This is a genomic window from Paenibacillus senegalensis JC66 (genome assembly GCF_000285515.1).
GTDB classification, from domain to species: domain Bacteria; phylum Bacillota; class Bacilli; order Paenibacillales; family NBRC-103111; genus Paenibacillus_L; species Paenibacillus_L senegalensis.
Window position 1 is genome coordinate 368,390 of sequence record NZ_HE610957.1, and the last position, 23,141, is coordinate 391,530.

Here is a 23,141-nt window from a genome sequence, read left to right on the forward strand (position 1 = left end):
TATGCAAGCCAAGGCTTGTGTTTAAACTCTTAACCCCTACTAAAACTAACGCCTATCCATACTATCCGTATCGCTAAAGTTCTTCTATAGTAATAGCTCATAAGTCTCCTCCACATGGTTTACACCCCAGGCGCTGTTCCTGTGTTCCGCTATTTTAGTGAAGCCGGCTTTCTTATACATTTGAATTGCAGTTTTCTGATCTTCTGTTGTCTCCAGAAAAACGGACTTATACCCTGCTTGCGTGCAGAATTGGATAGCTTCATTCAGCAAGGTGCCCCCGATGCCCTTTCCTCTGTAATCCGGATGAATAATAAACCACCTTAGCTGCGCCTTCTCAGCTGTGCGGCCTGCTATTGCAATGGCCCCAGCCAGCTCCCCTCCCGCTTCCGCAAGCCACAGCCGGTCCTTATCTGGGCTGTAATTAGCAAGAAAATCAGAAAACGTCCTGCAGACATAGCCCTCAAACACATGATTGTATCCGCATTCCTGGGCATAGATCCAGCCATGTAAATGAATCAATCTGCCAACATCACCAGGCTTCAGATCTGTTCGGACACATACACTTCGCGCAGGACTGGCATGATCTGACAATGCCGCCTCAATTGTGATCATACTCTGGGCCACATTGACTTGCTCGCTTTCCGTTAATGGACTAATTATCTGGCTGATTTGTTCTCTAGACAAAGAGTCGAGCCTGGATAATGTCTCCTGCCCACTCTTTGTGAGACGAATAAAGTAAGACCGGCCGTCATCGCTGGATGGTGTCTTGTAAATAAGACCAAGCTTAGCAAAGCGCTTAATGATTCTGCTAAGATAGCCGGCGTCAATGCGAATTTTTTCTATCAGTATTTTGGCTGTACAGTTATTAGTGTTTTCAATCTCATACAGTACCCTTGCCTCAGATAGCGAAAAGTCACTGTTTAATAAGTGCTGATCCAACAACCCGAGAATATTGGTGTAAAAACGGTTGAATTGCCGGATTACCGGTATTATGTCTGTTCTGGCACTCATTAAAAATAACCTCCAATTAAATCTGAATGTTTAATGTTTGTATTAATTAAATTATCAATTATAGTTGACTAAGTCAACTATATAATTGACTTGGTCAATTTTATATATATAACTTGGTTATTCATTATTACCTGTTTACAAAAAACAAACTGCCGACATCAATATGTCGACAGTCTTGAATTCATATAAGGGATAATCTATCTATTCATAAAAAGTAACCAAAACGTTAATCCTTCTTCTGAAATCCCGAATTGTATTTACGGTCACTGGACGAAGAGCGTTTAGTCTGATGCTTTCGTTTCTCTTCACGCAGCTCCAGCTTAATGTCTTCCATCGGTAAAGGATCGACATTCTGCCCGCTTTCGTGCAGATCGAACAAGCTTTCCTTCTCAGTAGGGTATTGCTCTGGATGATCCCGGTATTCACTGCGTTTAATATCCGGCTGTTCTAGGGCTGCCGGTACTCTGTTCGCCCTGTCCCTCCGTTCAGCCGCTTTCTTCCTGGCCGCCGAGTCTGCCTGGCCGGTGCTTGATCGTTTCTCCGTCATTGAATCATCCCTCCATATCTGGTATATGGTATCCTTACCTGTCTGGAGGAGATTCTAAACAAGGCACTTGTGGATGATTCGAATTAAAAAGAATGCTTATCCGCAAGCTCTTAGTGGAAAGCAAGCATCAAAATTGAAAATCTTCATCACGCAGCGGCTCTACATGAATAGTGCGGACATATCCGTTTCCCTTTTTGGAGAAAAAGTCATGCTGCTTCGTTTTCGTGCTGATCCCGTTCAATATAATCGGATTAACGTCTTCTTCCGGGAACAACGATTCTCGGCCCAGGTTCATCATCGCTTTGTTCGCATTATACCGAATAAAAGCTTTAACTTCTTCCTGCAGCCCAATTGGTGTGTACAAGTCGTCCGTATAAGCTTCCTCGTTGCGGTGCAGCTTCTCGAACAGCTCCATTAAACTGGCGGAAGCTTCTTTCTGTTCCTCTACAGATAACTCCCGATAAACCTCCTGCGCCAGCACACCGACATATAAACCGTGAATGCTTTCATCCCGTAAAATAAGATCGATAATTTCCCCGCTGCTCGTCATCTTGCCTTGACCGGCCAAATAGAGCGGGTAGAAAAATCCGCTGTAAAACAGATAGCTCTCCAGCAGCACAGAAGAAGCCATGGCCAAATACAGGTCTTTCTTCGTCTCAATCGAGCGATAGTACCGGGAAATTTGTTCTGCTTTAAATTGCAAATGCTTGTTCATTTCCACCCATTGGAACAAGCTGTCGATCTCTTCCGTGCTAGCGAGCGTCGTAAAAATGCTGCTGTAGGATTTGGCATGGATTTGTTCCATCATTGCCATGAAGCCCAGCACTGCTTTGCGCTGGAGTCCCTCAACATGGTCAAGAATTTGCGGCATGCCTACCCCGCCCTGCACCGTATCAAGCAGGGTAAGTCCGCCAAGCACCTTCATATACAGCTGCTGTTCTTCATAGCTTAATTGAATCCAGCTCATCTTATCATCGGACAGAGGTATTTCTTCGTCAGTCCAAAACTGCATAATATTTTGGCTCCAGAAGGTGCTCGTAAAATCATCATCCGGCCGGTTCCAGTTGACGGCTTTGAATGTACGGGCTGCCTGCTTGTCCGAAATTTGTGTACTAGTATCATTGACGAACTCCAGCCCGGGCCGGCCGTTTTCTTCGGTCGAGTGCCAAGTAGCTGCCTGGGGGCTAGCCGGGGTAATGCTCGTTGAATTTATAGTCAATACGCTCATTCCTTTAATTATAGTTCAGGTAGGCTGTCAAGCTTGGAAAGTCCTATCACTTAGACTGCACAAGCTATGCACTCCTCCACATCCAGCCGGTTGGTCCGCGTGTAATACAGCGATTTCAGCCCTTTTTTGGCCGCGTACAAATAATAGCGTGCCAATTCGCGCGTGGTCACATTGCTGTTCACATGGAGGACGGTCGAAATGCCTTGATCGATATGTACGGCAATTTCCGCAATCAAATCTATAATTTTGAACTGATCCATCATATAGGCCGATTTATAATAAAAGAAATTGTCCTGCGACAAGTAAGGCATTGGATAATAAGTCGTTGAATTCGCATAGGTCCGCGTCTCGATCGGCTCTACAATCGGCATTACGCTAGAAGTTGAATTTTGCACATAAGAGATGCTTTGGGTCGGTGCGATGGCCAGCCGATATGCATGGTAAAGGCCATGCTGCTGAACTTCCGCTTTGAGACGTCCCCAGTCTTCCGGAGCGGGAATGTCGATCCCTTCAAATAGTGATTTCCCCTTCTCCGTCTGCGGCCGGTAATCCGTCTCCAAGTAAGGAGCGAAGTAAGTGCCCTTGGCATATTCAGACCTCTCAAAATCTTTGAAAACAATGCCTCTTTCCTTGGCGATCAGCATGCTTTTTTCTAAAGAATAATAATTCATCATCATGAAGAAGGTACGGGCAAAATCTTTAGCCTCTTCGCTTTCATACGCTATCTTGTTTTTGGCCAGGAACCCGTGCAGATTCATGGCGCCAAGACCTACCGAGTGCAGCTCAGAGTTAGCCTTGACCACCCCGGGTGCGTTGGACACCTTCGTCATGTCACTGACTGCGGTTAAGCCGACCATGCCTTGATGTACCGACTCGCGAATTTTGCGATGCTCCATCACATTAACAATGTTGAGCGAAGCCAGATTACAGGAGATATCCCGGCGGATCTGATGCTCCAAGCCGAAGTCATTGATAACCGATACTTCTTGCAGCTGGAAAATTTCCGTACACAGGTTGGACATTTTCACGGTTCCAATATCTTTAAGTGCGTGGGACCGGTTAGCGTTGGTTTTATTCATAATATAAGGGTACCCGGATTCCAGCTGAATTGTAGCAATTTTGACGAGCATGTCCCGGGCGCTCATCACTTTCTTCTTCTTAACCCGGTCATCCGCCAGCAGCTGATCGTACATGTCATCGAGGTCCATTTCATCCAAGTGCTGTCCGTAAGCCTTATAGACGGAATATGGCGCGAATACGTGAAGCGGTTCATTCTGTTCGGCCAATTGATAGAATTTATCCGGGACAATCAGCCCGATGGACAAAGTTTTGATTCTGCTTTTCTCGTCAGCATTGATTTTTTTGCTGTCCAGAAATTCCAGCACATCCCAGCCAAAAATATGATAATAGGCTGCTCCGGAGCCTTTGCGCTGTCCCATCTGATCCGCGTAAGAGAACGCATCCTCCATCAGCTTCATTACCGGCATTATCCCCTTTGCCGCACCTTCTACACCTTTAATAGGCTCTCCTCTGCCGCGCAGCTTCGACAAGTTAACTGCTACGCCTCCGCCAATTTTGGACAACTGCATACAGGTACCAAGAACAAAATTGATAGAATTTAAGGAATCGTCCATCTCCAGCAGGAAACAGGAAACCATTTCCCCTCTACGGCTTTTTCCGGCATTCAAAAAAGTAGGAGTGGCCGGCTGCAGGCGCTGTTCCATCATAGCCGCGGCGAGCTCTTTGGCGGTGCTCACATCACCACGTCCCAGGTGCAGTGCCGTGACCGCCACCCGGTCAGGGTAATGCTCCAGATATAGCGAGCGATCATTGCTTTTTACCGCATAATCCGTATAGAACTTCGAGGCTGACATATAGGACGGGAAACGGAAATTATATTGATGAGTTAAGTCGTATACTTCCTCCATCTCTTCGAAGGTATACTGCTGATACAGATTTTCATAGTAGTCATTCTCTATCATATAGTCGATCTTTTCCTTCGTATTGGAAAAATGAACGCTCTTGTTATGAACTTCCTCCATAAACGCCGCAACTGCTTCCTGGTCCTTCTCCAACTGGAAAAAACCGTCTTTATTTTTTTGCAGCAGCATATTATTCAATTCAATGTACCGCAACAGCACTTACCTCCCTCTTAAATAGTTCTACATCACGGGCCGTACCAGATAGTTCAAACTTGGATAGAATAGGTACCTTTAGCCATTGGGAAATACGATCCGCACTTTTGGCAAAGCTTTCACCCCAATTACGGTTTCCGCTGGCTGATACACCCATAAGTTGGGCATGATTTCTTTTCAGAAAACTCATAACCGTCTCCGGCACTTGTCCGAACCCGGTAGTATATGTAATCAAAACATAAGGCTCGTTAATAGTAAGACCTTCTGTTATACGAACTGATCTCATATTAAGTTTTTGTACAAACTTTTCAACATTACCGGTTCGGGAAACATAAGCGACCAGCATGCCAGCTCCACTCCTTGCACTCTTTTCTATCCTTGTATTTATTCATGGTTCGTTTTTTTGACAATTGCGATTTTGCTAAAAAACGGTTTGTTTTCTTTATCTTGTCAGACTAGTTCTATTAGGGTGAAAAACGGCCGCAAAAACTATATATAGTTGCTGGACTTAAATCTACCTCAAGATATTGTATATGTCAAGGACGAGAAGCTCGGCTGAATTATCAAAAAATTCTTATTAATCCCCTTCAATTTCGCCTCGCAAATTGTGACTTTGCTTTAGAGATGGGCAGTTTGCGATGGTCATTGAATTCTATGTTCTAAAATAATACGACAGGATTTGCTAGAAATTCAGTCCCTTAGTCCTATGTATACCCAAAATAAAATAATATTGAAAATAATAGAATTCCCAATATATCGATTCTTCAGATTTATGCGGATAACATTTATGTGGATAACACGGGCAATTAATTAGCTTTGGCTTCTTTGCGGTTTACAGCTTGATGCCTCTTGGACCGACTACTAAGCTATTTATCTATAATTAATTAATTAATTAATCACTTTGATGATTAACAACATTAATTAGTGTATATAAATCTGGTAACCTATCATGGACCGGGACCCCTTTGCCTTCCTCCATACAAAAACGGCCGTCCTAGAGGACCGCCGCTGGCTATTCATAATATATCTTCCAAAGTATTTGTCTTGTTTCTTGTAAGCAATATAAGAAGGGAACTATAGAAAAGAAAGGCAAGCTTCAGGATAAAGTGTGGAAGGATTCTGTTCAACGCTTTCTGCAGGAAAGCAGCTTTGGGTGTGAATAGTTAATTAGTCCAAACTATGTGAGGGATCAGGATAGGAATTGATTCGACAATTCCTTCTCTAACAGGCTCATAGCTAAACCTCCCCTTCCTGCCTTGCCAGGTCTTAGTATAGCAAACTTTTCCTTTTACCGAAACAAAACAGGAAATGGCGGCGTCTAAACATAAGAGATAGAGATTTAAACCCTAATCCGTTTGGAGGAATTTTACTTCATGAAACGCCGTTCTATGCTTTTGTTCCTAATGATATTTTTAACAACAACGATGCTGGCACCCGTGTCCTTCGCCGAACCATTAAATGAAATCAGCCTGTATCTCAATGGCAAGAAACTCCCCGCCGAGGTCGCTCCATACATAGATCCTGAAGCTGAAGTCACTATGGTTCCCTTGCGAGTTATCAGCGAGAGTTTAGGCGCTGAAGTGAAGTGGACTCAGCATTCTCGTACGGTTGACATTTATCGGGAAGATTCTCATATTTCCATGTCTGTTGATAATCATTATGCCAGAGTCGACGGCCGTCTCGTAGAGTTGGAAGCTTCTGTCCAGCTATACCAAAATACGACGATGGTTCCGGTAAGATTTATTGCCGAAGAACTCGGTATTCAAGTTTTCTGGAATCAATCAACACGCAGTGTTCTAATGTGGACAAAAGATCAGGCAGATACAGGAGCCGATGCTGAAATGAGAGGCGCTTGGATTTCCACCGTATATAACCTCGACTGGCCTTCTGCCAGCAGCTATGGCAATGCCTCTGAACAGCAGCAGCAGTTTGAAAAGCTTCTCGATGATCTGCTTGTGATGGGCTTGAATACGGTATTCGTGCAAGTCAGACCGTCGGGAGACGCCCTTTATCCTTCTACTCTGGTTCCCTGGTCCAAATACTTAACCGGCACCCAAGGGCAAGACCCGGGCTACGACCCCCTGGCTTTCATGATTGAGGCGGCTCATGAACGGGGAATGGAATTCCACGCCTGGTTTAATCCCTTCCGTGCCAATACAGACAACAAGCGGGAAGGCTTGGCACCGCAGCATGTCGTCAACACTCATCCCGAGTGGATTGTCGAAGCGGACAAGAAACTGTTCATAAACCCGGGAATTCCGGAGGCCCGCCAACATATAATCTCTGCTATTATGGAAGTAGTCACTCGGTATGATATTGACGGTGTGCATCTGGACGATTACTTTTATCCTTCCAACGTAGCGTTTCCAGATGATACGTCCTATTCCTCCTATAATCCAAACGGCTTGGATCGTGCAAGCTGGAGACGCAGCAACATCAATGATTTTGTTCAGCAATTAGGAGTTTCGATAAAAGAAGCGAAGCCTCAAGTGGAGTTCGGTGTTAGTCCTTTTGGCGTATGGAGAAACCACAACGTCGATCCAACTGGCTCCGCAACCCGAGCGGGAGTCAGCACCTATGATCATATGTTTGCCGATGTCCGCACCTGGGTTCAGCAGGAATGGATCGATTACGTAATGCCGCAGCTGTATTGGAGCATGTCTTTCGAAGTAGCCCGCTATGACAAGCTCGTAGATTGGTGGGTCCAAGAGGTCGCCGGCACGAACGTTGATCTGTATATCGGGCACTCTCCTTACAAAATCGGAACCAAGGAGAGCGGTTGGCACACCGCACAGGAGATCATTAACCAGTTGGAGTATAATAAGCAATACCCGCAAATTAAGGGCGACGTCTTCTTTAGCGCCAAAGATTTGCGCCGCAATCCGCTAGGGATTGTTGAATTGCTGCGCGGGTATTACGTAGAAAGTGGAGTGGAGTAAATAGTACAGTTAGTGCAAGCAGTAGTTTAGCTAAGAGTAGTTCTAGTAGTTTCAGAGTAGCTCTGTGTAATTAGAGTAACTTAGTATTGCTCGGAGCAACTCAGAGTAGTTCAAGTAACTTAGTATAGCTAATGTAACTCCGTATAGATCTGTGTAGCTTGCCCCGCATCACCCTAAACGCTGCAGCATGCGGGGGCTAGCAGAGCCTGGCAGGACCTGGTGGGGCTTGACGCGGGGATTGCAGTCCCTAGCGGGCGCTGACTGCCGCTGAATCGTTAATGCAAAGAAGCCGTCAAGCATTAAGCTGGCGGCTTTCACTCTCTATTATGCGGCTTACTCTTGCGGCTAATTGCTCTCTATACATCTGGCTCATTCGGTGCCGATGCTCCTGGAGGAAGCGTTCGCGCAAGCTCGGATCATCCTCGCAAGCAGGATGCAGCTCTTCTGTTAGGACCTCAAGCAGCTGCTTGGATGCAAAAAATCCGTGATGGATATAGCAGCGCTCGTTTTGAAATAGATAGCGGAATATGTAAGGCAGGTTTGAAGCGATTCCCTGATTATCTGGATGAACAATCCACTCAACCGATTTCCAGTCCAGGATCCCCTCCCGTGTCTTAATTGGAGTAGGATAATCAATTTCGGAATCAATATCGGCCAGATAAAGAAACATGCCGCCGTAGCCGCTGCCTTCCAGTGACCAGGTAACGAGCCCTTTGAATGTTAGCTCATATGAGGTAATTCCTGTCTCTTCCTCCAGCTCCCGAACCATCGACTCCCGCGGGCTCTCATTTCTCATCACCTTGCCCCCGACTCCGTTCCAGCGGCCCATCCATGCCGCCTTTTCACGATTGAGCAGCAATATTTTGTCCCCTTGCCGAGTCAAACAAAGGTTATAAGCTATCATCAGCTTGCTCCTTCATCCGTTCATTAAACCAATTAATAATTAACGAGGTTAATTGATCGACATGCTCCTTAAAATGATGATTGGCCCCCTCAATGACCTCAACCCGAGAGCCTTCGGGCAGATAGGCCAAGGCTTTTTTAGAGCCTGCCAAAAAAGCGAGCTCCAGAGCATCCTGTTCATGGTTGCCGTGAATAATAAGAACCGGACATTGTACAGGGCGCAGCACCTCTTCCGGATCAATACCCGTTAATTCCTCTCCTAAACAGCGGTCAATAAGAACCTCTGCACGCGGACCGGCTTCTTTAGGAACAATTGCGTAACCGTAGGTTTCCATTTGTTGCTGCTGTTCTTTGCTGAAATAATCCGCCCACGAATAATCCAATGGATGAGTCAATGCTCCATACAGCACCATAGCCTCGATATCATCGCTGTACGCTTTCAAGCTGACCAGACTTCCCAGGCTGTGTCCTAGCAGACCTATTTGTCGATAGCCCAGGGATTGGCCATAAGCGATAGCCGCCTTTAAATCCTCCACCTGTCTGGCAACCGAGACCTTGTCATCATCACTCTCGCCACACCCGCTGAAGTCAAAGGCCAGCACGTCATAGCCTGCATTCCCCAGCGCTTCTGCTATAAGCGGAGTTCTGCCGCCTGCGGTTTTGTCCGAGGCAAGCCCGTGGACAGCAATGATAAGCTTCGCGGATCGCCGGGAATACAAGTGACCGGCCAGCTTTTGCGAGCGGTTGTTGTAAAACTCAATTTTCTGCAAACGACTTCCCTCCCTAATTTTTTATTTTATTTCCACCAGTCATGAAAAACATTGATTGGCTCATTCCGCTTGTGCATCGTTTTAAAGTAAAAGCCTTCAATCTTCTCTCTGGCCGCTTCATTAACCTCTTTGCCTTCCAGGTAATCATCGATTTCATCATACGTTACTCCCAGAGCGACCTCATCGGGCAATTGCGGACGATCATTCTCCAGATCGGCTGTCGGGGTCTTTAAATAAAGCTCGCTCGGACAGCCCAATGCCTTCAAAATCGCCCGGCCCTGACGCTTGTTTAGGCGAAATATGGGAGTCAAATCAGCTGCCCCATCTCCAAACTTGGTATAAAAACCCGTGACCGCTTCCGCGGAGTGATCAGTTCCCAGCACAACTCCTTGGTAGAGTCCGGCAATGGAATACTGAACCTCCATACGGTGTCTGGCTTTAATGTTCCCTTGAAGGAAAGAGCTGAGCGATTGGCCGGTAGCCTCCTCCACCGCCTTCGTACTGGCATCTACCGATTCCTTAATATTTACGGTAAGCAGCACACTTGGCTTAATAAAATTCAATACGGCTTCTGCATCATGCTCGTCAGCCTGCACCCCGTAAGGGAGTCTAACCCCAATGAAACGGTAAACGCTATTTCCGAGTTCTTCGTTTAGCTCATCGCACGCCGTCTGAGCAATTTTGCCGGTCAGCGTAGAGTCCTGTCCTAAAGACAAGCCCAGTACCAGGGATTTAATATCGGGATGCTTCAGCAGGTACTCCTTCAGAAAGTCGACACTACGCCGAAATTCGGCCATAGGGTTAATTTCCGGCTGCACCTTAAGCTCTTCAATAATCTTTTTTTGAATTTCTGTTGCCATACTTGTTCCCCTCCTACTATTTTGTCACTGCACTGAACTCTCATGATACGCCTCCAACATTCAAAGCAATGAGTTCCATAGTTAATGTGAGATTACCAGACATACTCCACTTCTATTATAACGCCTAAACCTGCCAAAAACTCATTAGTTTTTCGGTTTTCGGAAAAAATATATACAGTTTATAGATTATACGTTAAGTAATCTTACACCATACATCATGCTAAGGCGTGCCAAATAGTCTAGATCTGAAGGGAGCCGGCATAATTTAAACAGTTACAGTGCCCGTGCCTACCTTTCTTTACTATGTTCTAGGATTAAGCTCTCCTTTAGCCTCCGAAGCTCATCCGATAAAGCAACTGGATATACTTCGGGTACTTCTAGACGCAGGTACTCGTCCCAGAATGTTTTCTTTTGCTTTTGATGATATTCCCGTGCAGTGTCCAAATCAGGGACTTTGTAGACAAGCTCACCCTGCTCGTAGATTGGAACCAGCAGCTCCACACTCGTGAAATCTCGGACTCGCTTGGACTTCAACGGGTTAGTAGGATGGCGAAGGACAATTTCCGTTTTCCCGTCTAAGCTCTCATGCTCGAGGCAAATATAATCGCCTTTGGCCTTTCCTTGCTGATCATAGAGCCGGTATACCTTTTTCCGGCCGGGATTAAGCACTTTTTCCAGATTCTCTGATATTTTGATAAGCGCAACCCAATCATCATACGTATATCGTGTCCCGTCCGCCATCTCTTCATCTTGGAACGGCTTGCGGGCTACAATTTTGTGAACTCCTCCTAATGCAGGCTGGTCATAAGCTGTAATCAATTTCGTACCAACGCCCCATATATCAATGCGGGCACCTTGCTGCTTAAGAGACGTAATGGTGTATTCGTCCAGATCGTTAGTTGCTGCAATTTTAACGTAATCAAGCCCTTCCTCATCAAGTCTTTTGCGAACCTCTTTGGACAAATAGGCCAAATCCCCGCTATCCAAACGTACTCCGATAAGCCGGTAGCCCCTTTTCTCCAATGCTTTTGCCGTTTCAATCGCATGCGGCAGCCCGCTTCCCAAGGTGTCTGTAGTATCCAGCAGCAGCATCGTTTTCTCGGGAAATACGTTAGCATAGGACAGGAACGCCTCCAGTTCAGATGGATGAAACATAATGTAAAGATGAGCCTGGGTACCGGTTATGGGCAACCCGAACTGCTTGCCGGCCTTTACATTACTGGTTGCCTGAAATCCGGCAATGTAGGCCATCTTGGCACCATACACGCTGGCGTCTCTGCCTTGGGCTCTCCGTTTGCCCATTTCCAGCAAAGGATCCTCTCCCGCAGCGGTTACAATACGTGACGCTTTCGTGAGCAGGAGCGATTCCGAATTAATTGTATTTAACAGCATGGCTTCAATCCAGACACACTCCCAAATCGGGGCTTCTATACGGATGAAAGGAGTATTCGGAAACACGAGATTTCCTTCCTCTATCGCATATAAGTCACCACTGAATCGCAGCTCGCGCAGCTCGTCAAGAAAAGCCTCATCAAAATGCTCCTCCCGCTCACGAAGATAGGCCAGATCGTCCTCGTTGAAGTACAAATTCTCGATGATTTCTATTAAATGCCCGAGTCCGCCGAATGCTACATAGCCTCCCAGTTCCCCGGAATAATCCCCTACTCTTTTAACAAAAGGCGTCTTGCGGTAAAAATCGTCAAACACCACCTTGGTGCGATGAAGGTTTTGCTTCCATAATGCATACATCATCGTAATCGCGTAAAAATCTGCATCGAGAGCATAGTCATGCTGCGGATTGTAAAACGGCGCCGTATCATAGGCATCGGCAGCAGCACACTGTGTACAAGCGAAATCCGTCCTGCTGTCTTGGCGAAAATGGGGCTGCCCGCACTGCCGGCATACATGCACAAACCGGTACTGCTGCGGATCGATAAGATTAAACAGCTGCTTTCTAGCTCTATTTATAATCATGGACTCCACCTCTTCCGATCTCTATCCGTATAAACACTTAAATGACTGTGGCTCCCAAGCAATTGCGGAAATGGTTCAAAGCCCACTCATGACCGACCGGATCAAAGCTCGCGACCGCTTCCTTATGGACAACAATTTTGTAATTAAGCGAGTAGGCGTAGACGGCTGTATGCAGAACACAAATATCCGTTACATCACCCACCAAATGAACCTCCGTAATCCCTCTTTCCCGCAGCTTCAAATCCAAGTCCGTACCGACAAATGCCGAATATCTCGTTTTATCCATAAAGTACACATTCGGGCGATCTTTAATCTGCTCGTAAAGCTCTCCCAGCTCTCCATAAAGGCCGCGGCCTTCTGTCCCTCTTATATTGTGCGGCGGAAATAATGCAGTTTCCGGATGGAGCTGATCTCCAGCGTCATGGACATCGACTGCGAAAACTACGAAGTCCCCTGCATCAGCAAACTCCCGGGTTAGTCTCACAATTTCCCCTTCAATCGCCTGCCCTGGCTTCCCTACGGTTAGCGCCCCTTTATCCGCAATAAAATCATGGGTGTAATCAATATTTATCAATGCCTTCATTAGTGATCACTCCTTGGATTCATTCTCAGTCTTGCCATGAGCCTGTTCTAACCATAAATAGAGGCTACAGGCTCCACCTCGTTGAAACGGTAAAGCCGGGTCCTGCGCATCGCCCCGTTGCGCCTGGTCGTTTTTATATTCCCGGATTGATCAGTCGCAAGCTCTAGAAAAGGAAGCCTCGGCGCTTTTTCCCAAAACGTTGACTTAATGACAATTTTCGGGTCGTCCTTCACCACGGTCATTAACACGTCCCTTAGTTCAGACAATGTAAATTCTTCCGGCAGAAAATGCTTCGCTAAAGTTGTTTGTACCATTTCCCGTTCGACTACTGCTATCGCCGCTTCAATCATTTCCTTGTGATCGAATGCAAGCGGTAAAGCTAGAGCTTCTTCCACGCTAAACAATTCGCACTGCTCCGCGTCATCAGCCGCCTTTCGTTTTTCCAAATAATCCGGTGGTACAATCGCATAATGAGCATTGGAAATGATCCAACCTCTTGGATCGCGTCCGGGCCGATCATAAACGGCGAAATGTTTCACATGAATGCCGCTGATCCCGGTTTCCTCCGACAGCTCCCGGTAGGCCGTTTGCAATGCTGTTTCCTTATCCGAGCCGAACCCGCCTGGCAGTGCCCATTTCCCTCCCTCAATGTTGGGATTTCCTTCAGCATCGGTTGCGGCCCGCTTGATCAGCATAAGCATCAAGACTGGCTTCCAGATCTCCTCGCCTTTCTCGATCTGTTTATCCTGGCGGATGGTAAATACGGCTATATCGGATGTATAACCATCCGGTGTCCGGTAACGCCCCGGATCGTAATGCTTCAAAACTTCTTCCTCTGTTGTAAATTTACCGGAATGGGATGGTGCCATCGCCTCACCTCCAACAGTATTTGAATCAGAAATCATTTTCTAGATATTAATTAGTTATTTCCGAATTACTTATTTAAATTATAGAGCCTTCTTATTATAAAATCAATCCCAAATTTCCTCTCTTAACGACTCCCTCTCGTTAAAATAACCATTTTGCCCTTTTCTTAACGGCTATCATTACCAAAATGCCTCTGCAGATCAAATTCTGCATTCTTGAAGCAAGCTCCTGATTTGTAGAACTTGGCCAACAATGGTATAATGACTTCACTTGTAACAGCTCTTTGATTGAGGACGGGTGATCATATGGCCAAAGTAGACCATGAGATTTGCGAGGAGACATGTCAAGGTAGCGCCGATGAATTGCACAAGGTTGAAGACCTGCTGCTGGATGAGAGCGATGCGGTTGAACTGGCAGACTTTTTTAAAGCGCTCGGCGACCCGACCCGGGTTAAAATGATCCATGCCCTGCAAAAAAGCGAGATGTGTGTTCATGACTTAACCGAAGTATTGAAGATGAACCAGTCTGCTGTGTCCCACCAGCTTCGTTTTTTACGAAATACCCGCATCGTCAAACGCAGAAAAGTAGGACGCACCGTCTTTTATTCCTTGGATGATAACCATATTGAGCAAATCTTTTCCCAAACCTTGCAGCATTTAAAACACCGGTAAAAGTCGCGCTTCAGCTTGCTGAGACGCGATTTTTTTTATTGGCCAGCGCTTCTCGCATCAATCGCAGCGGGGGTTTGTCGAGCAAACAAGCTGCTAGCCAAGCAAGACAGGACAGAATCGGTAACCGGCATGTAATCGAATGATAAAATAGGCATTCAGCAGGGAAAGATAGCATTGACAAAAAAAGCGGGATTAATTAACATATGAATATATAATCATATGTTGGTTTATAAAGCGAGGTCATTGATATGAATGAACATCGAGTGAAAGGCTTATCTTGTCCCAGCTGTGCAGCTTCACTTGAACAGCAAATTCAGCAATTAGAGCATGGCGATAATGCTGTTTTAAGCTATAATTCCGGTGTACTGAGGGTAGATTCAAGAGTTTCCTTACAAAAAGTCGAACAAATATTGAAATCTGACGGAGCCTGGCTGGTGAAAGAAGCGAATACGGCGCATTCCAATAACCTGGAACAAACCGGCAGCCGCAGCCAATCAGGTCACTCGCATGGACATCTCCACTCTGAACAAGCGCATGATGATCACAACCATCAAACCATAAAGATGAGAAATTTAGTTATTGGCGCTTCCCTGCTTTATGCCCTGGCATTGATGCTGGAGAATCAGATAGCCGCCCCTGCGGTCACGTTCATCTTCTTGGCAGCTATGGCGATTAGCGGATATACTACCTTTTTACGCGGCTTGAGGAACCTGTTCAAGTTAAAATTCACAATGGATACGTTGATGACCATTGCTCTAATTGGCGCTGTTGCTATCGGTGAATGGAAGGAAGCTACCCTGGTTGCCATCCTGTTCGGGCTGAATGAGATGCTGGAAGGGATGGGGATGGAGAAGGCCCGCCGCTCCATGGCAAGCTTGCTGGAAGTCGCACCTAAAGAAGCTGTCGTGGTGGAACAAGGTGTGGAACGCATCGTTCCCATCGCGTCACTGGCTCCCGGAATGATCGTCAAGGTTAAGCCTGGCGAAAAAATCCCCTCTGATGGGGTAATTACGGAAGGCAAAAGCTCTGTAAATGAGGCTGCGATTACAGGGGAATCCTTACCGGTAGACAAAGCAGCCGGCGCCAAAGTTTTCGGGGGCAGTCTCAACAACGAGGGCGTTCTCCAGATTCGCATTGAAAAAGCGTATGAGGACTCTTCACTCGCCAAAATATTGCATTTGGTTAAAGAAGCCCAGGATACAAAAACCCCAACAGAGCTGTTCATTAACCGTTTCGCCAAATATTATACGCCAATGATTCTGTTATTGTCCGTCATGATCATGCTCGTCCCCCCTTTGCTGTTCAACGGAGAATGGGGACACTGGCTGTATCAAGGCTTGGCCGTACTTATAGTCGGCTGCCCTTGCGCATTGATTCTTTCCTCGCCTATCGCCATCGTTTCAGGCATTACCCGCAGTGCGCGAAACGGAATTTTGGTGAAAGGCGGCGCCTTCCTGGAGCAATTAGGTAAAATCGATACGATCGCTTTCGACAAAACCGGCACCTTGACCAAAGGCCAGCCTTACGTGGAAGAGGTGGCCGCTTATGAGGAAGAGGAATTTTACCGCGCAGCTTATGCCATTGAGCATTCGTCATCGCACCCATTAGCCAAAGCGATCGTGCGGAAGCTCCGGGATCTGCAGCTGGAGGCCGAAGCTCCTGAAGAGTTCACAACGATAAGCGGCCAAGGAATTCGCGCTGTAATTCAAGGCAAGTCCTACTCGCTGGGCAATGAAAAAGCTGTCCAGCATCTGACGCTGCCGCAGCCGGTCCGCCAGAAGATTAGCGAGCTGAAGGAAAAAGGGCTTACCCTTGTAATTGTCGCGGATGAAGCGAAAGTACTTGGCATGTTCGGTATTGCAGATGAGATCCGGGAAGAGAGCCGCGAGGTTGTGACAGAGCTTCACCGCCAGGGCATTCGCCAAACCGTGATGCTGACTGGCGACCACAGGGCAACTGCAGAGAAGGTTGCTTCGGCGGTAGGCGTCCGTGCCTACTACAGCAGCTTGCTGCCGGAGCAAAAGGTCGAGCACATCCGCGAGCTCTCTGGACAAGGCAAGGTCGCTATGATCGGTGACGGGATTAATGATGCTCCCGCCTTGGCTGCGGCACAGCTCGGTATCGCCATGGGCAAAGGCACCGACAGCGCAATCGAAACCGCGGATATCGTGCTCATGCAGGATCATCTCGGCAAACTGCCAGAAGCCGTGCAGACGGCCAAAAAGGTCAATCGCATTATCCGCTTTAATATTGCGATATCTCTTGGCTTGAAGCTAATTGCCCTGCTTCTGACCATCCCGGGCTGGCTTACGCTCTGGATTGCAATTCTTTCAGATATGGGAGCCACTATTTTGGTAACTCTCATTAGCCTGACGATTCTGCTTGAACGCAAGCCGCGGTCCAAAGCTTTGCCTGCTGCCCATTAATACAAAGTCCATTTTTTAGGCAAAATGCTCAATACAAAAAGCCGCTGTCCGTATCCATAAGTGGATAACGGGCAGCGGCTTTGCGCTGGCGCCCAAACCTCCAAACAAGCAGCTTTTACATAGCTCGCCAGTTAATGCAAGGAACATTGCCTTGACTCAGGTTAATGCAGCAAAGTAATCGAGGACCTCACGATAGGACTGTTTGCCGCCAAATATATCAAGCGCACTTCCGATCGTTATATCCAGCTTCCCTGCCGTCAGCTCATAAAAGTGCTGCACATCCGCTAAAGAGCGGGCTCCTCCGGCATAAGTAGTCGGCAATTGAACCCAATCGGCCAACGCTTTGGCCAGCTCACTCTGAATTCCCTGCTGCTTACCCTCGACGTCTACCGCATGTATCAAAAATTCACTGCAGCGGTTCTCGAGATAGCGTATATTTTCCGGATTGACCTCAAAATCGCTGAACTGCTTCCACTGGTTGGTCACTACATACCATTTGCTGTTCTTGGCTTTACAGCTTAAATCGATAACGAGCTTCTCCTTGCCAACCTCGGATACAATCCTTTCCAGGTGCTCCTCGTTCAGCTGGCCATCGCGAAAAATATAGGAGGTGACGATGACATGAGAAGCTCCACGCTCCAGGTAAAATGCTGCATTCTCCGCGTGAATGCCCCCGCCGATTTGCAGTCCCCCGGGATAGGCTTCCAGCGCCCGCAAAGCGGCAGCTTCGTTACCCGGACCAAGCATAATAACATGCCCGCCTTTTAGCCCGTCCCGCTTAAATAATTCTGCATAATAGGCAGAATCAAACTCCGACACGAAATTTTCGACTACTTCTTCATTCTTGTCCGTTAACGTCTCGCCGACAATTTGTTTAACTTTTCCCTCATGCAGGTCAATACAAGGTCTAAATTGCATGCTTTCTGCTTTCCCCTTCCCCATAGCCTGTCTCTACTTTATCACAGTGTCTTCAAGTTGACACCCCGGCGCCGGGAAGAATGTACGGATAGTTTGCTATTCTCAGGATGTTGCCCTAACTATCTCCAATTTTGTCGTCCACTTCACGGCTTCCCCTGCAGCCAACGGCGCACTCATCTTAATCCGCGCTTTCGACGAGACGCCGCTCGGGGACAAGATGGATCGCTTAAGATCCACCTGAATTTCTGCGGCACCTTCACTGTATAGGGAATAGCGTTTACCGGCATATATACATTCAAGGTATGTCTTCTCTGCCTTAGAATAGGTCAATGCATGACGCCCATTATGAACGATGAGCGGCACGACTTGCTCGACCCGATTTAGCGCTATATTGGTCTTGAGGGTATACGTCCACTCGATCCCCTGTTTTGTTATCCTTATCGCTTTGACACATTGAAGGATATTTGTTTCCACCGACAGCTCCAACCCGTCCGGAAGCGGCACCGCTTCAACATTGCTTCTGCTATCGGGATAGTACAGCTGTCCAGTGGAGTCCTCTACAACAAATCCTTCCCATATGCCATCCTCATTAGCGCTGACCGCCGTTGTCCCTAGCCCAGGCAACCGGGCTTCGGCCAAGGGAAGTGATTGATTTTCCAATCGCACATGAAACACCTGCATAGCTGGCGCATACTGGCGATGATGCATGCGGAGAGTACAGCCGAAAAATTGCCCCCCGCTGCGATAAAAAGCGTAACCGCTTTCGGTGTCCATCCAAACCTCTGACGGATCACCAGCTGGCAGCTCTGCTAGCTCCTCCAGGGAAGAGCCCCCGTTGCCTGCATGTTCGCCCAGCGCTTCGGCCGCAATAACAATGCCGGTTAACCCTAGCAAATTGTACATATTTAAATGAGTATAGCTCTCATATCCAACTCTTAAGGCATGCGGCCAATGATTGGGCGTACAGCTATAGGTCCCATCTGCTTGTTTAAACGGAAGCCAATAGGTGAAGGCCTTTTCCAGCAAAGAGCTGGTATACAAATGATGTCCTCCTTCCTTTGACTGTTTCTTCTCCTGGCGAACAAGGCGACCGGCAACCAGTGCAACTAAAGCGCCCCAGGTAAACATTTGATGACTGCTGCGGCCCACCATCGCCATCGTTCCATCCAAACTAACCGCATGCTCCAGCCAGCCCATCCCGCGGTCGACAATCGACTCGGCTTTTTGCTTTTGTTCGAGCAAAGCCTGCGGCCAGTGACGAATTAAAGAAAGGGCGGAATTTAAAATAAACAAAGTAAAGGCGTGATAAGCAATCGGCATCCCGTCTTTGGCTCCACTAGAGTCTACTTCGTCATTAATAAAGCCTGAGGATAGCTGGGCGGAAGAAATAAAAGCCAACCGGTGATCCAATAAGGACCGATCGGCTTTGCGAATGTCCAATAGTTCCGTAAAAAGCTCCATCGCCCACTGCAAAGCTGAGCAGTTCGTATTGATAACATCACAATCATCTACATATTTAGCGAATGCATCCGAATACTCCGATAATAACAACTCCCGTTCATGCTCCGGCGCTACCAGCATAGCCATCAGACTATAATGATATAAAAATACCCGACAGAACGGATTCACCTGGTTTCTGTCCTGAAGCAGCTCTAACGATCTAGCTATCATCTTCCTCAGCAGCTCCTGCAACTGCTTGGCATTGTCATTGCCGGGAGTATTGCTGAAGCGGCACAAGTAGGCCAGGATAACCGCTGCGTTGGCGGGCGCATAATTTTCACGGTACTCCGTCTCGTAAGGATCATCCAGTGAGCCTTCTGCGCTTACCCACGTGCCAATAATCTTTTCATACGCCTTCAGCATTTTCTGCATATCAGTAAGCAAGGATGGTATTGTCATCTTTTCTTCTTCCCTTCTATCTATAGGGTGGTCACTGCCTTTTACTCACGAAAGCCGAAAACGAAGCCTTTCCTTGCCCTTACGAAAAAAATCATTCTATTGAAGCTATTCGCGATCAGTATACCACCCTCCCCATCCGCTGCCTATCCCTAGATACTGTCCAATAATGGTACAAAAAAAGATCAATGACAAAAAAAGATCATTCGTCCTGCTGCATTGAATGATCTTTAAGGTGAGCCGAGGGCTCAAATTAACTTTTAAATTCACTATTAACTTGCGGTACAAAGATTATCGTTCCCTGGCAGGCTCAGATCGCCTCTCCGTCTCCGGGTGGCCATGCCCGATTTCATCCCCGAATAAAAGGGGTGATGGTGCATCATCCGAGTCATGGATTTTTTCATGCTCAGGCTCGACGTGAATAAACACTTGTGCCCGGTTAAAAACATTCTTGATTGCTTGTTCAATATCGTCACATAAATGGTGCGCCTCCTCAATCGAGGTGCCGGAAGCAAGCACCAGGTGGAAGTCAATAAATTCGTTAGGTCCGGAGCGGCGGGTACGCAGGTCATGCACCTCTAAATAACGGTCGCAAAATTGTTTAACGATTTCTGTAATTTGCATTTCTTCCTCTTCGGTCAAGCTCGCGTCTAACAGCGGCGGGAACGATTCCTTTGTCAAATGAAAAGCTTCCTTCATGATATATAAGGCAAGTACAATTCCGATTAAAGGATCGAGCACATACCAGCCGGTATAGGTCACCAAGACCAAGCTTAGCGCTACACCTAACGAGGTATATACATCGGTCAGCAAATGCAGGGCATTAGACTTCATCGCCATCGAGTGCGTCTCTTCCGCCGCTCTGGATACTTTTCGGGACACGATAAAATTAATAACCGCTCCTAACAGCATGACTCCGATCCCTAGCCAAGGGAGGTGAATAGGCTCCGGCTGCAGCAGTTTATGGATGCACTCATATATAATCCATAAACCCGCCACGAAAATGAGCAGTGTTTCAATTGTTCCAGAAATATTTTCAATTTTGCCATGGCCGTAAGGATGACCCCGGTCAGCGGACCTGGCTGAGAAGCGTACGGAAAAAAAGCGATTATAGAGGCAGCCAAATCAAGAAAAGAATGAATGGCTTCCGACAAAATAGCTACAGAACCTGTGACCAGGCCAATAATAAATTTCAGCGAGACTACGAATGTATTGCTCATTACGGAAAGAAATGCGGTTCTGGATGGATGCATCGGTTACCCACTTTCTTTTCAGCTTGTACCAGACGGACCAGCTGCTGCAATTAGGGCCATTCTGGAAACACGGGAGCCTCTAGTCATTCAAACGCTGTCCGGCTGGCCGCGCTTGTTAGGAAATCACCGCTTCGTGCTAGAATTACTGCGGTGTGCATTATGGCTGAGCGATTGCAGCTTACAGGTTGCCGCTATAGGCAGGGTTACGCAGAGCAAAACGACACCGGGAACAGCCTGCCTTATTATTCCCCTATTGGCAGCAATTATTTCCTTATAAGCAATTAAAGTCGAGGTTAAAGCATAACAAAATAACCTAACAAACCGCCTAATAAAACGCCTAACAAAATAAACCGTTGAGAGGCGATCACTTGTTGGGTTTGCAAAGCTTTAGCTGAGTTTTATGCAAAATACCGAAAACGCTGAATAAGTCATTCTAGCTCTGGAAGAATAGGATTTTAGGGAAGGACATGCTACAATGTGGGTGGAAATAGTATCCTTATACTAAGCTGAGGAGTGAACACGATGCCGTTAAACCCGTATCTAAACTTTGATGGAAATACCCGCGAGGTTGTTTTGTACTATGCAAGCGTATTTGGACTGGAGGAGCCTGAAATTATAACTTTTGGCTCACAGCATGGAGATGAACTTCCGCCAGGCAGCGAAAATTTAGTTATGCATGCAAAACTAACGATAGCCGGAAGCGACTTGATGTTCTCTGATACGTTTCCCGGAATGCCTTATCAACAGGGCAACAATATTTCGCTAGCTTTTGTCAGCAAAGACGAACAAGCTATCAGGGATGCATTCCATAAGCTTAGTGAAGGCGGCGATGTAAAGATGGAGCTGCAGGAAACCTCCTGGAGCAAGTGCTACGGTTACTTAACGGACAAGTTTGGTATTGGATGGCAGTTCAACCTTGAAGCATGATTTCAGCAATTGGGACAACGGGTAAAAAGCCTTTTTGCAACTTGCAGGCCATTGCTGCCCGCTGCAGGCGTGGTCGAGCGTCTGCAGCGGCGCTGGGATCTGCGCGCGGTGCGAAATTTTGCACGATGCTGCATCCAATTGCATTTTTTAATCCGATATTGATTCTACTCTGCCCCTTCTGTAATCCTTCTCTAACATCTGACTATTTTCAAGCAATCTTATGTACACTTGACAACACAAATTGGGATGCCCATATGCATCATTTATTCAACAAGAATACAGCCATTATTTATCGAGAATGCAGCGCAATTCAACGAGTATGCGGCCATTATTCAACGAGTAGAACGGCTCAGCCTCGCCGACCAAAATGCCTTCATAGCAAAAACAGGCAGTACGAGCTGTCTTCTCCAACGTGAGGGCTGGGTAAGCAAGCGGTGCAGCCACTCCACATTCAGCTTTTTCCATAGCTGCGGTGTTTCTTTTACTTTACCGGCAATGACATCGAGACTTCCGCCAACCCCTACGGCAGCCAAGGTATTTAACGAGTCCTTGTGGCGCTTTATCCACTTCTCTGCTTTGGGCGCCCCCAATGCAACAATGAGAAGATCCGGCTGCTTAGCTCTGATGTCTTCAATCAATTGAGCTTCCTCATCATCAGTGAAAAAGCCGTGATGTCTGCCCGCGATCCTTAGCCCCGGATGCTTCTTAGCGATTTTCTCCACCGCAGTCCGGTTCGTATGTTCATCCGCACCGAGAAAATACAACGACAGCCCGATCCGCTCCCCTTGGTCCAACAACGATATCAGCAGATCGTAGCCGGTTACCCTTTCCTGGATCGGGGTCTTATTCCAGCGTGCTGCCAGGACAATGCCTATTCCGTCTGCGGTAACCAGATCAGCGTCATGTACAATAGTCCTCAGTTCCACATCACTCTGGCACTTCATCACAATTTCCGGGTTTGCCGTAATAACATGAAATAAAGAAAGGCGCGATTGTCTTCTCGCCACAATTTCAGTAAGCAGCAAATCCACGGTCTCCTGCAGCGTATATTTCGCTATTGGGACGCCAAGCACTTGAATTTTCTTTGAATCTACCGAATTCGCAGCCACTTTTTCTCCCTCCATACTCAAGAAAACATGACAAACACGGTTTACTATACCATACTCCATAAGGATTGGGTAGGACGCTATTGAGCCACCGGCTACCGCTTATGTCACCAGCTACCGCTTGAGC

At 47.1% G+C, this 23,141-nt stretch carries 18 protein-coding genes and 1 pseudogene; 4 read left to right on the forward strand and 15 right to left on the reverse strand.

Translation table 11 applies throughout. The annotated features are described in order from the left end of the window. Positions 1-84: 84 nt before the first annotated feature. The 5 genes from PSHG_RS01960 to nrdI form a co-directional block, all read right to left on the reverse strand. Entirely contained in the window at positions 85-1,011 is a 927-nt protein-coding gene (locus tag PSHG_RS01960; RefSeq protein ID WP_010268658.1) for a bifunctional helix-turn-helix transcriptional regulator/GNAT family N-acetyltransferase, read from the reverse strand. A gap of 226 nt (positions 1,012-1,237) precedes the next feature. Continuing rightward, positions 1,238-1,447, reverse strand: coding sequence for a hypothetical protein (locus PSHG_RS01965; RefSeq protein ID WP_026021138.1), 210 nt, complete (start codon positions 1,445-1,447; stop codon positions 1,238-1,240). 238 nt (positions 1,448-1,685) lie between these two features. Continuing rightward, entirely contained in the window at positions 1,686-2,663 is a 978-nt protein-coding gene (gene nrdF / locus PSHG_RS01970) for a class 1b ribonucleoside-diphosphate reductase subunit beta (protein ID WP_026021139.1), read from the reverse strand. Positions 2,664-2,836: 173 nt separating this feature from the next. Beyond that, the gene (nrdE, locus tag PSHG_RS01975) at positions 2,837-4,921 is read right to left on the reverse strand and encodes a class 1b ribonucleoside-diphosphate reductase subunit alpha (RefSeq protein ID WP_010268665.1); all 2,085 of its coding nucleotides are present in this window, start codon (positions 4,919-4,921) and stop codon (positions 2,837-2,839) included. Continuing rightward, positions 4,908-5,267, reverse strand: a complete 360-nt coding sequence (gene nrdI / locus PSHG_RS01980; protein ID WP_010268667.1) for a class Ib ribonucleoside-diphosphate reductase assembly flavoprotein NrdI — start codon at positions 5,265-5,267, stop codon at positions 4,908-4,910. Before nrdI ends, nrdE begins: the two co-directional genes overlap by 14 nt. 1,027 nt (positions 5,268-6,294) lie before the next feature. On the opposite strand from nrdI, the gene PSHG_RS01985 reads away from it, so the two are divergent. After that, positions 6,295-7,860, forward strand: coding sequence for a family 10 glycosylhydrolase (locus PSHG_RS01985; protein WP_010268669.1), 1,566 nt, complete (start codon positions 6,295-6,297; stop codon positions 7,858-7,860). Positions 7,861-8,152: 292 nt separating this feature from the next. Here the strand turns inward: PSHG_RS01985 and PSHG_RS01990 are convergent, their stop codons facing one another. The 6 genes from PSHG_RS01990 to PSHG_RS02015 form a co-directional block, all read right to left on the reverse strand. After that, positions 8,153-8,764, reverse strand: a complete 612-nt coding sequence (locus PSHG_RS01990; protein WP_010268673.1) for an NUDIX domain-containing protein — start codon at positions 8,762-8,764, stop codon at positions 8,153-8,155. Next, on the reverse strand, positions 8,751-9,533 hold the full coding sequence (locus PSHG_RS01995; protein WP_010268676.1) for an alpha/beta hydrolase: 783 nt from the start codon (positions 9,531-9,533) through the stop codon (positions 8,751-8,753). Before PSHG_RS01995 ends, PSHG_RS01990 begins: the two co-directional genes overlap by 14 nt. Positions 9,534-9,559: 26 nt before the next feature. Beyond that, positions 9,560-10,393: an ammonia-dependent NAD(+) synthetase gene (gene nadE, locus PSHG_RS02000; protein ID WP_010268679.1), complete on the reverse strand. Its 834-nt coding sequence runs from the start codon at positions 10,391-10,393 to the stop codon at positions 9,560-9,562. Positions 10,394-10,681: 288 nt separating this feature from the next. Further along, positions 10,682-12,367 carry a nicotinate phosphoribosyltransferase gene (locus PSHG_RS02005; RefSeq protein ID WP_010268685.1) on the reverse strand — a complete coding sequence of 562 codons (1,686 nt, stop codon included), beginning with the start codon at positions 12,365-12,367 and terminating at the stop codon, positions 10,682-10,684. Positions 12,368-12,404: 37 nt separating this feature from the next. After that, on the reverse strand, positions 12,405-12,950 hold the full coding sequence (locus PSHG_RS02010) for a cysteine hydrolase family protein (RefSeq protein ID WP_010268689.1): 546 nt from the start codon (positions 12,948-12,950) through the stop codon (positions 12,405-12,407). Positions 12,951-12,997: 47 nt separating this feature from the next. Continuing rightward, entirely contained in the window at positions 12,998-13,819 is an 822-nt protein-coding gene (locus tag PSHG_RS02015; protein WP_010268692.1) for an NUDIX domain-containing protein, read from the reverse strand. Between the two features lie 303 nt (positions 13,820-14,122). Here PSHG_RS02015 and PSHG_RS02020 point away from each other — a divergent pair, with 303 nt between their 5' ends. Together PSHG_RS02020 and PSHG_RS02025 are read left to right on the forward strand one after the other, a co-directional pair. Next, complete coding sequence (locus PSHG_RS02020) at positions 14,123-14,488, forward strand: ArsR/SmtB family transcription factor (protein WP_010268694.1); 366 nt, start codon at positions 14,123-14,125, stop codon at positions 14,486-14,488. Positions 14,489-14,736: 248 nt separating this feature from the next. After that, a complete protein-coding gene (locus tag PSHG_RS02025; RefSeq protein ID WP_010268698.1) occupies positions 14,737-16,914 on the forward strand; it encodes a heavy metal translocating P-type ATPase in 2,178 nt (725 codons plus the stop codon). 156 nt (positions 16,915-17,070) lie between these two features. Here PSHG_RS02025 and hisA read toward each other — a convergent pair whose 3' ends face one another. The 3 genes and pseudogenes from hisA to PSHG_RS26380 all read right to left on the reverse strand — a co-directional run. Further along, positions 17,071-17,832 carry a phosphoribosylformimino-5-aminoimidazole carboxamide ribotide isomerase gene (gene hisA / locus PSHG_RS02030; protein ID WP_026021140.1) on the reverse strand — a complete coding sequence of 254 codons (762 nt, stop codon included), beginning with the start codon at positions 17,830-17,832 and terminating at the stop codon, positions 17,071-17,073. 102 nt (positions 17,833-17,934) lie between these two features. After that, complete coding sequence (locus tag PSHG_RS02035) at positions 17,935-19,731, reverse strand: hypothetical protein (RefSeq protein WP_010268705.1); 1,797 nt, start codon at positions 19,729-19,731, stop codon at positions 17,935-17,937. Between the two features lie 393 nt (positions 19,732-20,124). Then, positions 20,125-20,981, reverse strand: a pseudogene (locus PSHG_RS26380) (cation diffusion facilitator family transporter); the annotation flags it as partial. 522 nt (positions 20,982-21,503) lie between these two features. Here PSHG_RS26380 and PSHG_RS02045 point away from each other — a divergent pair. Beyond that, a complete protein-coding gene (locus tag PSHG_RS02045; protein ID WP_010268713.1) occupies positions 21,504-21,908 on the forward strand; it encodes a VOC family protein in 405 nt (134 codons plus the stop codon). 332 nt (positions 21,909-22,240) lie between these two features. On the opposite strand, the gene PSHG_RS02050 is transcribed toward PSHG_RS02045, so the two are convergent. Then, complete coding sequence (locus PSHG_RS02050; RefSeq protein WP_010268715.1) at positions 22,241-23,017, reverse strand: WecB/TagA/CpsF family glycosyltransferase; 777 nt, start codon at positions 23,015-23,017, stop codon at positions 22,241-22,243. Positions 23,018-23,141: the final 124 nt, after the last annotated feature.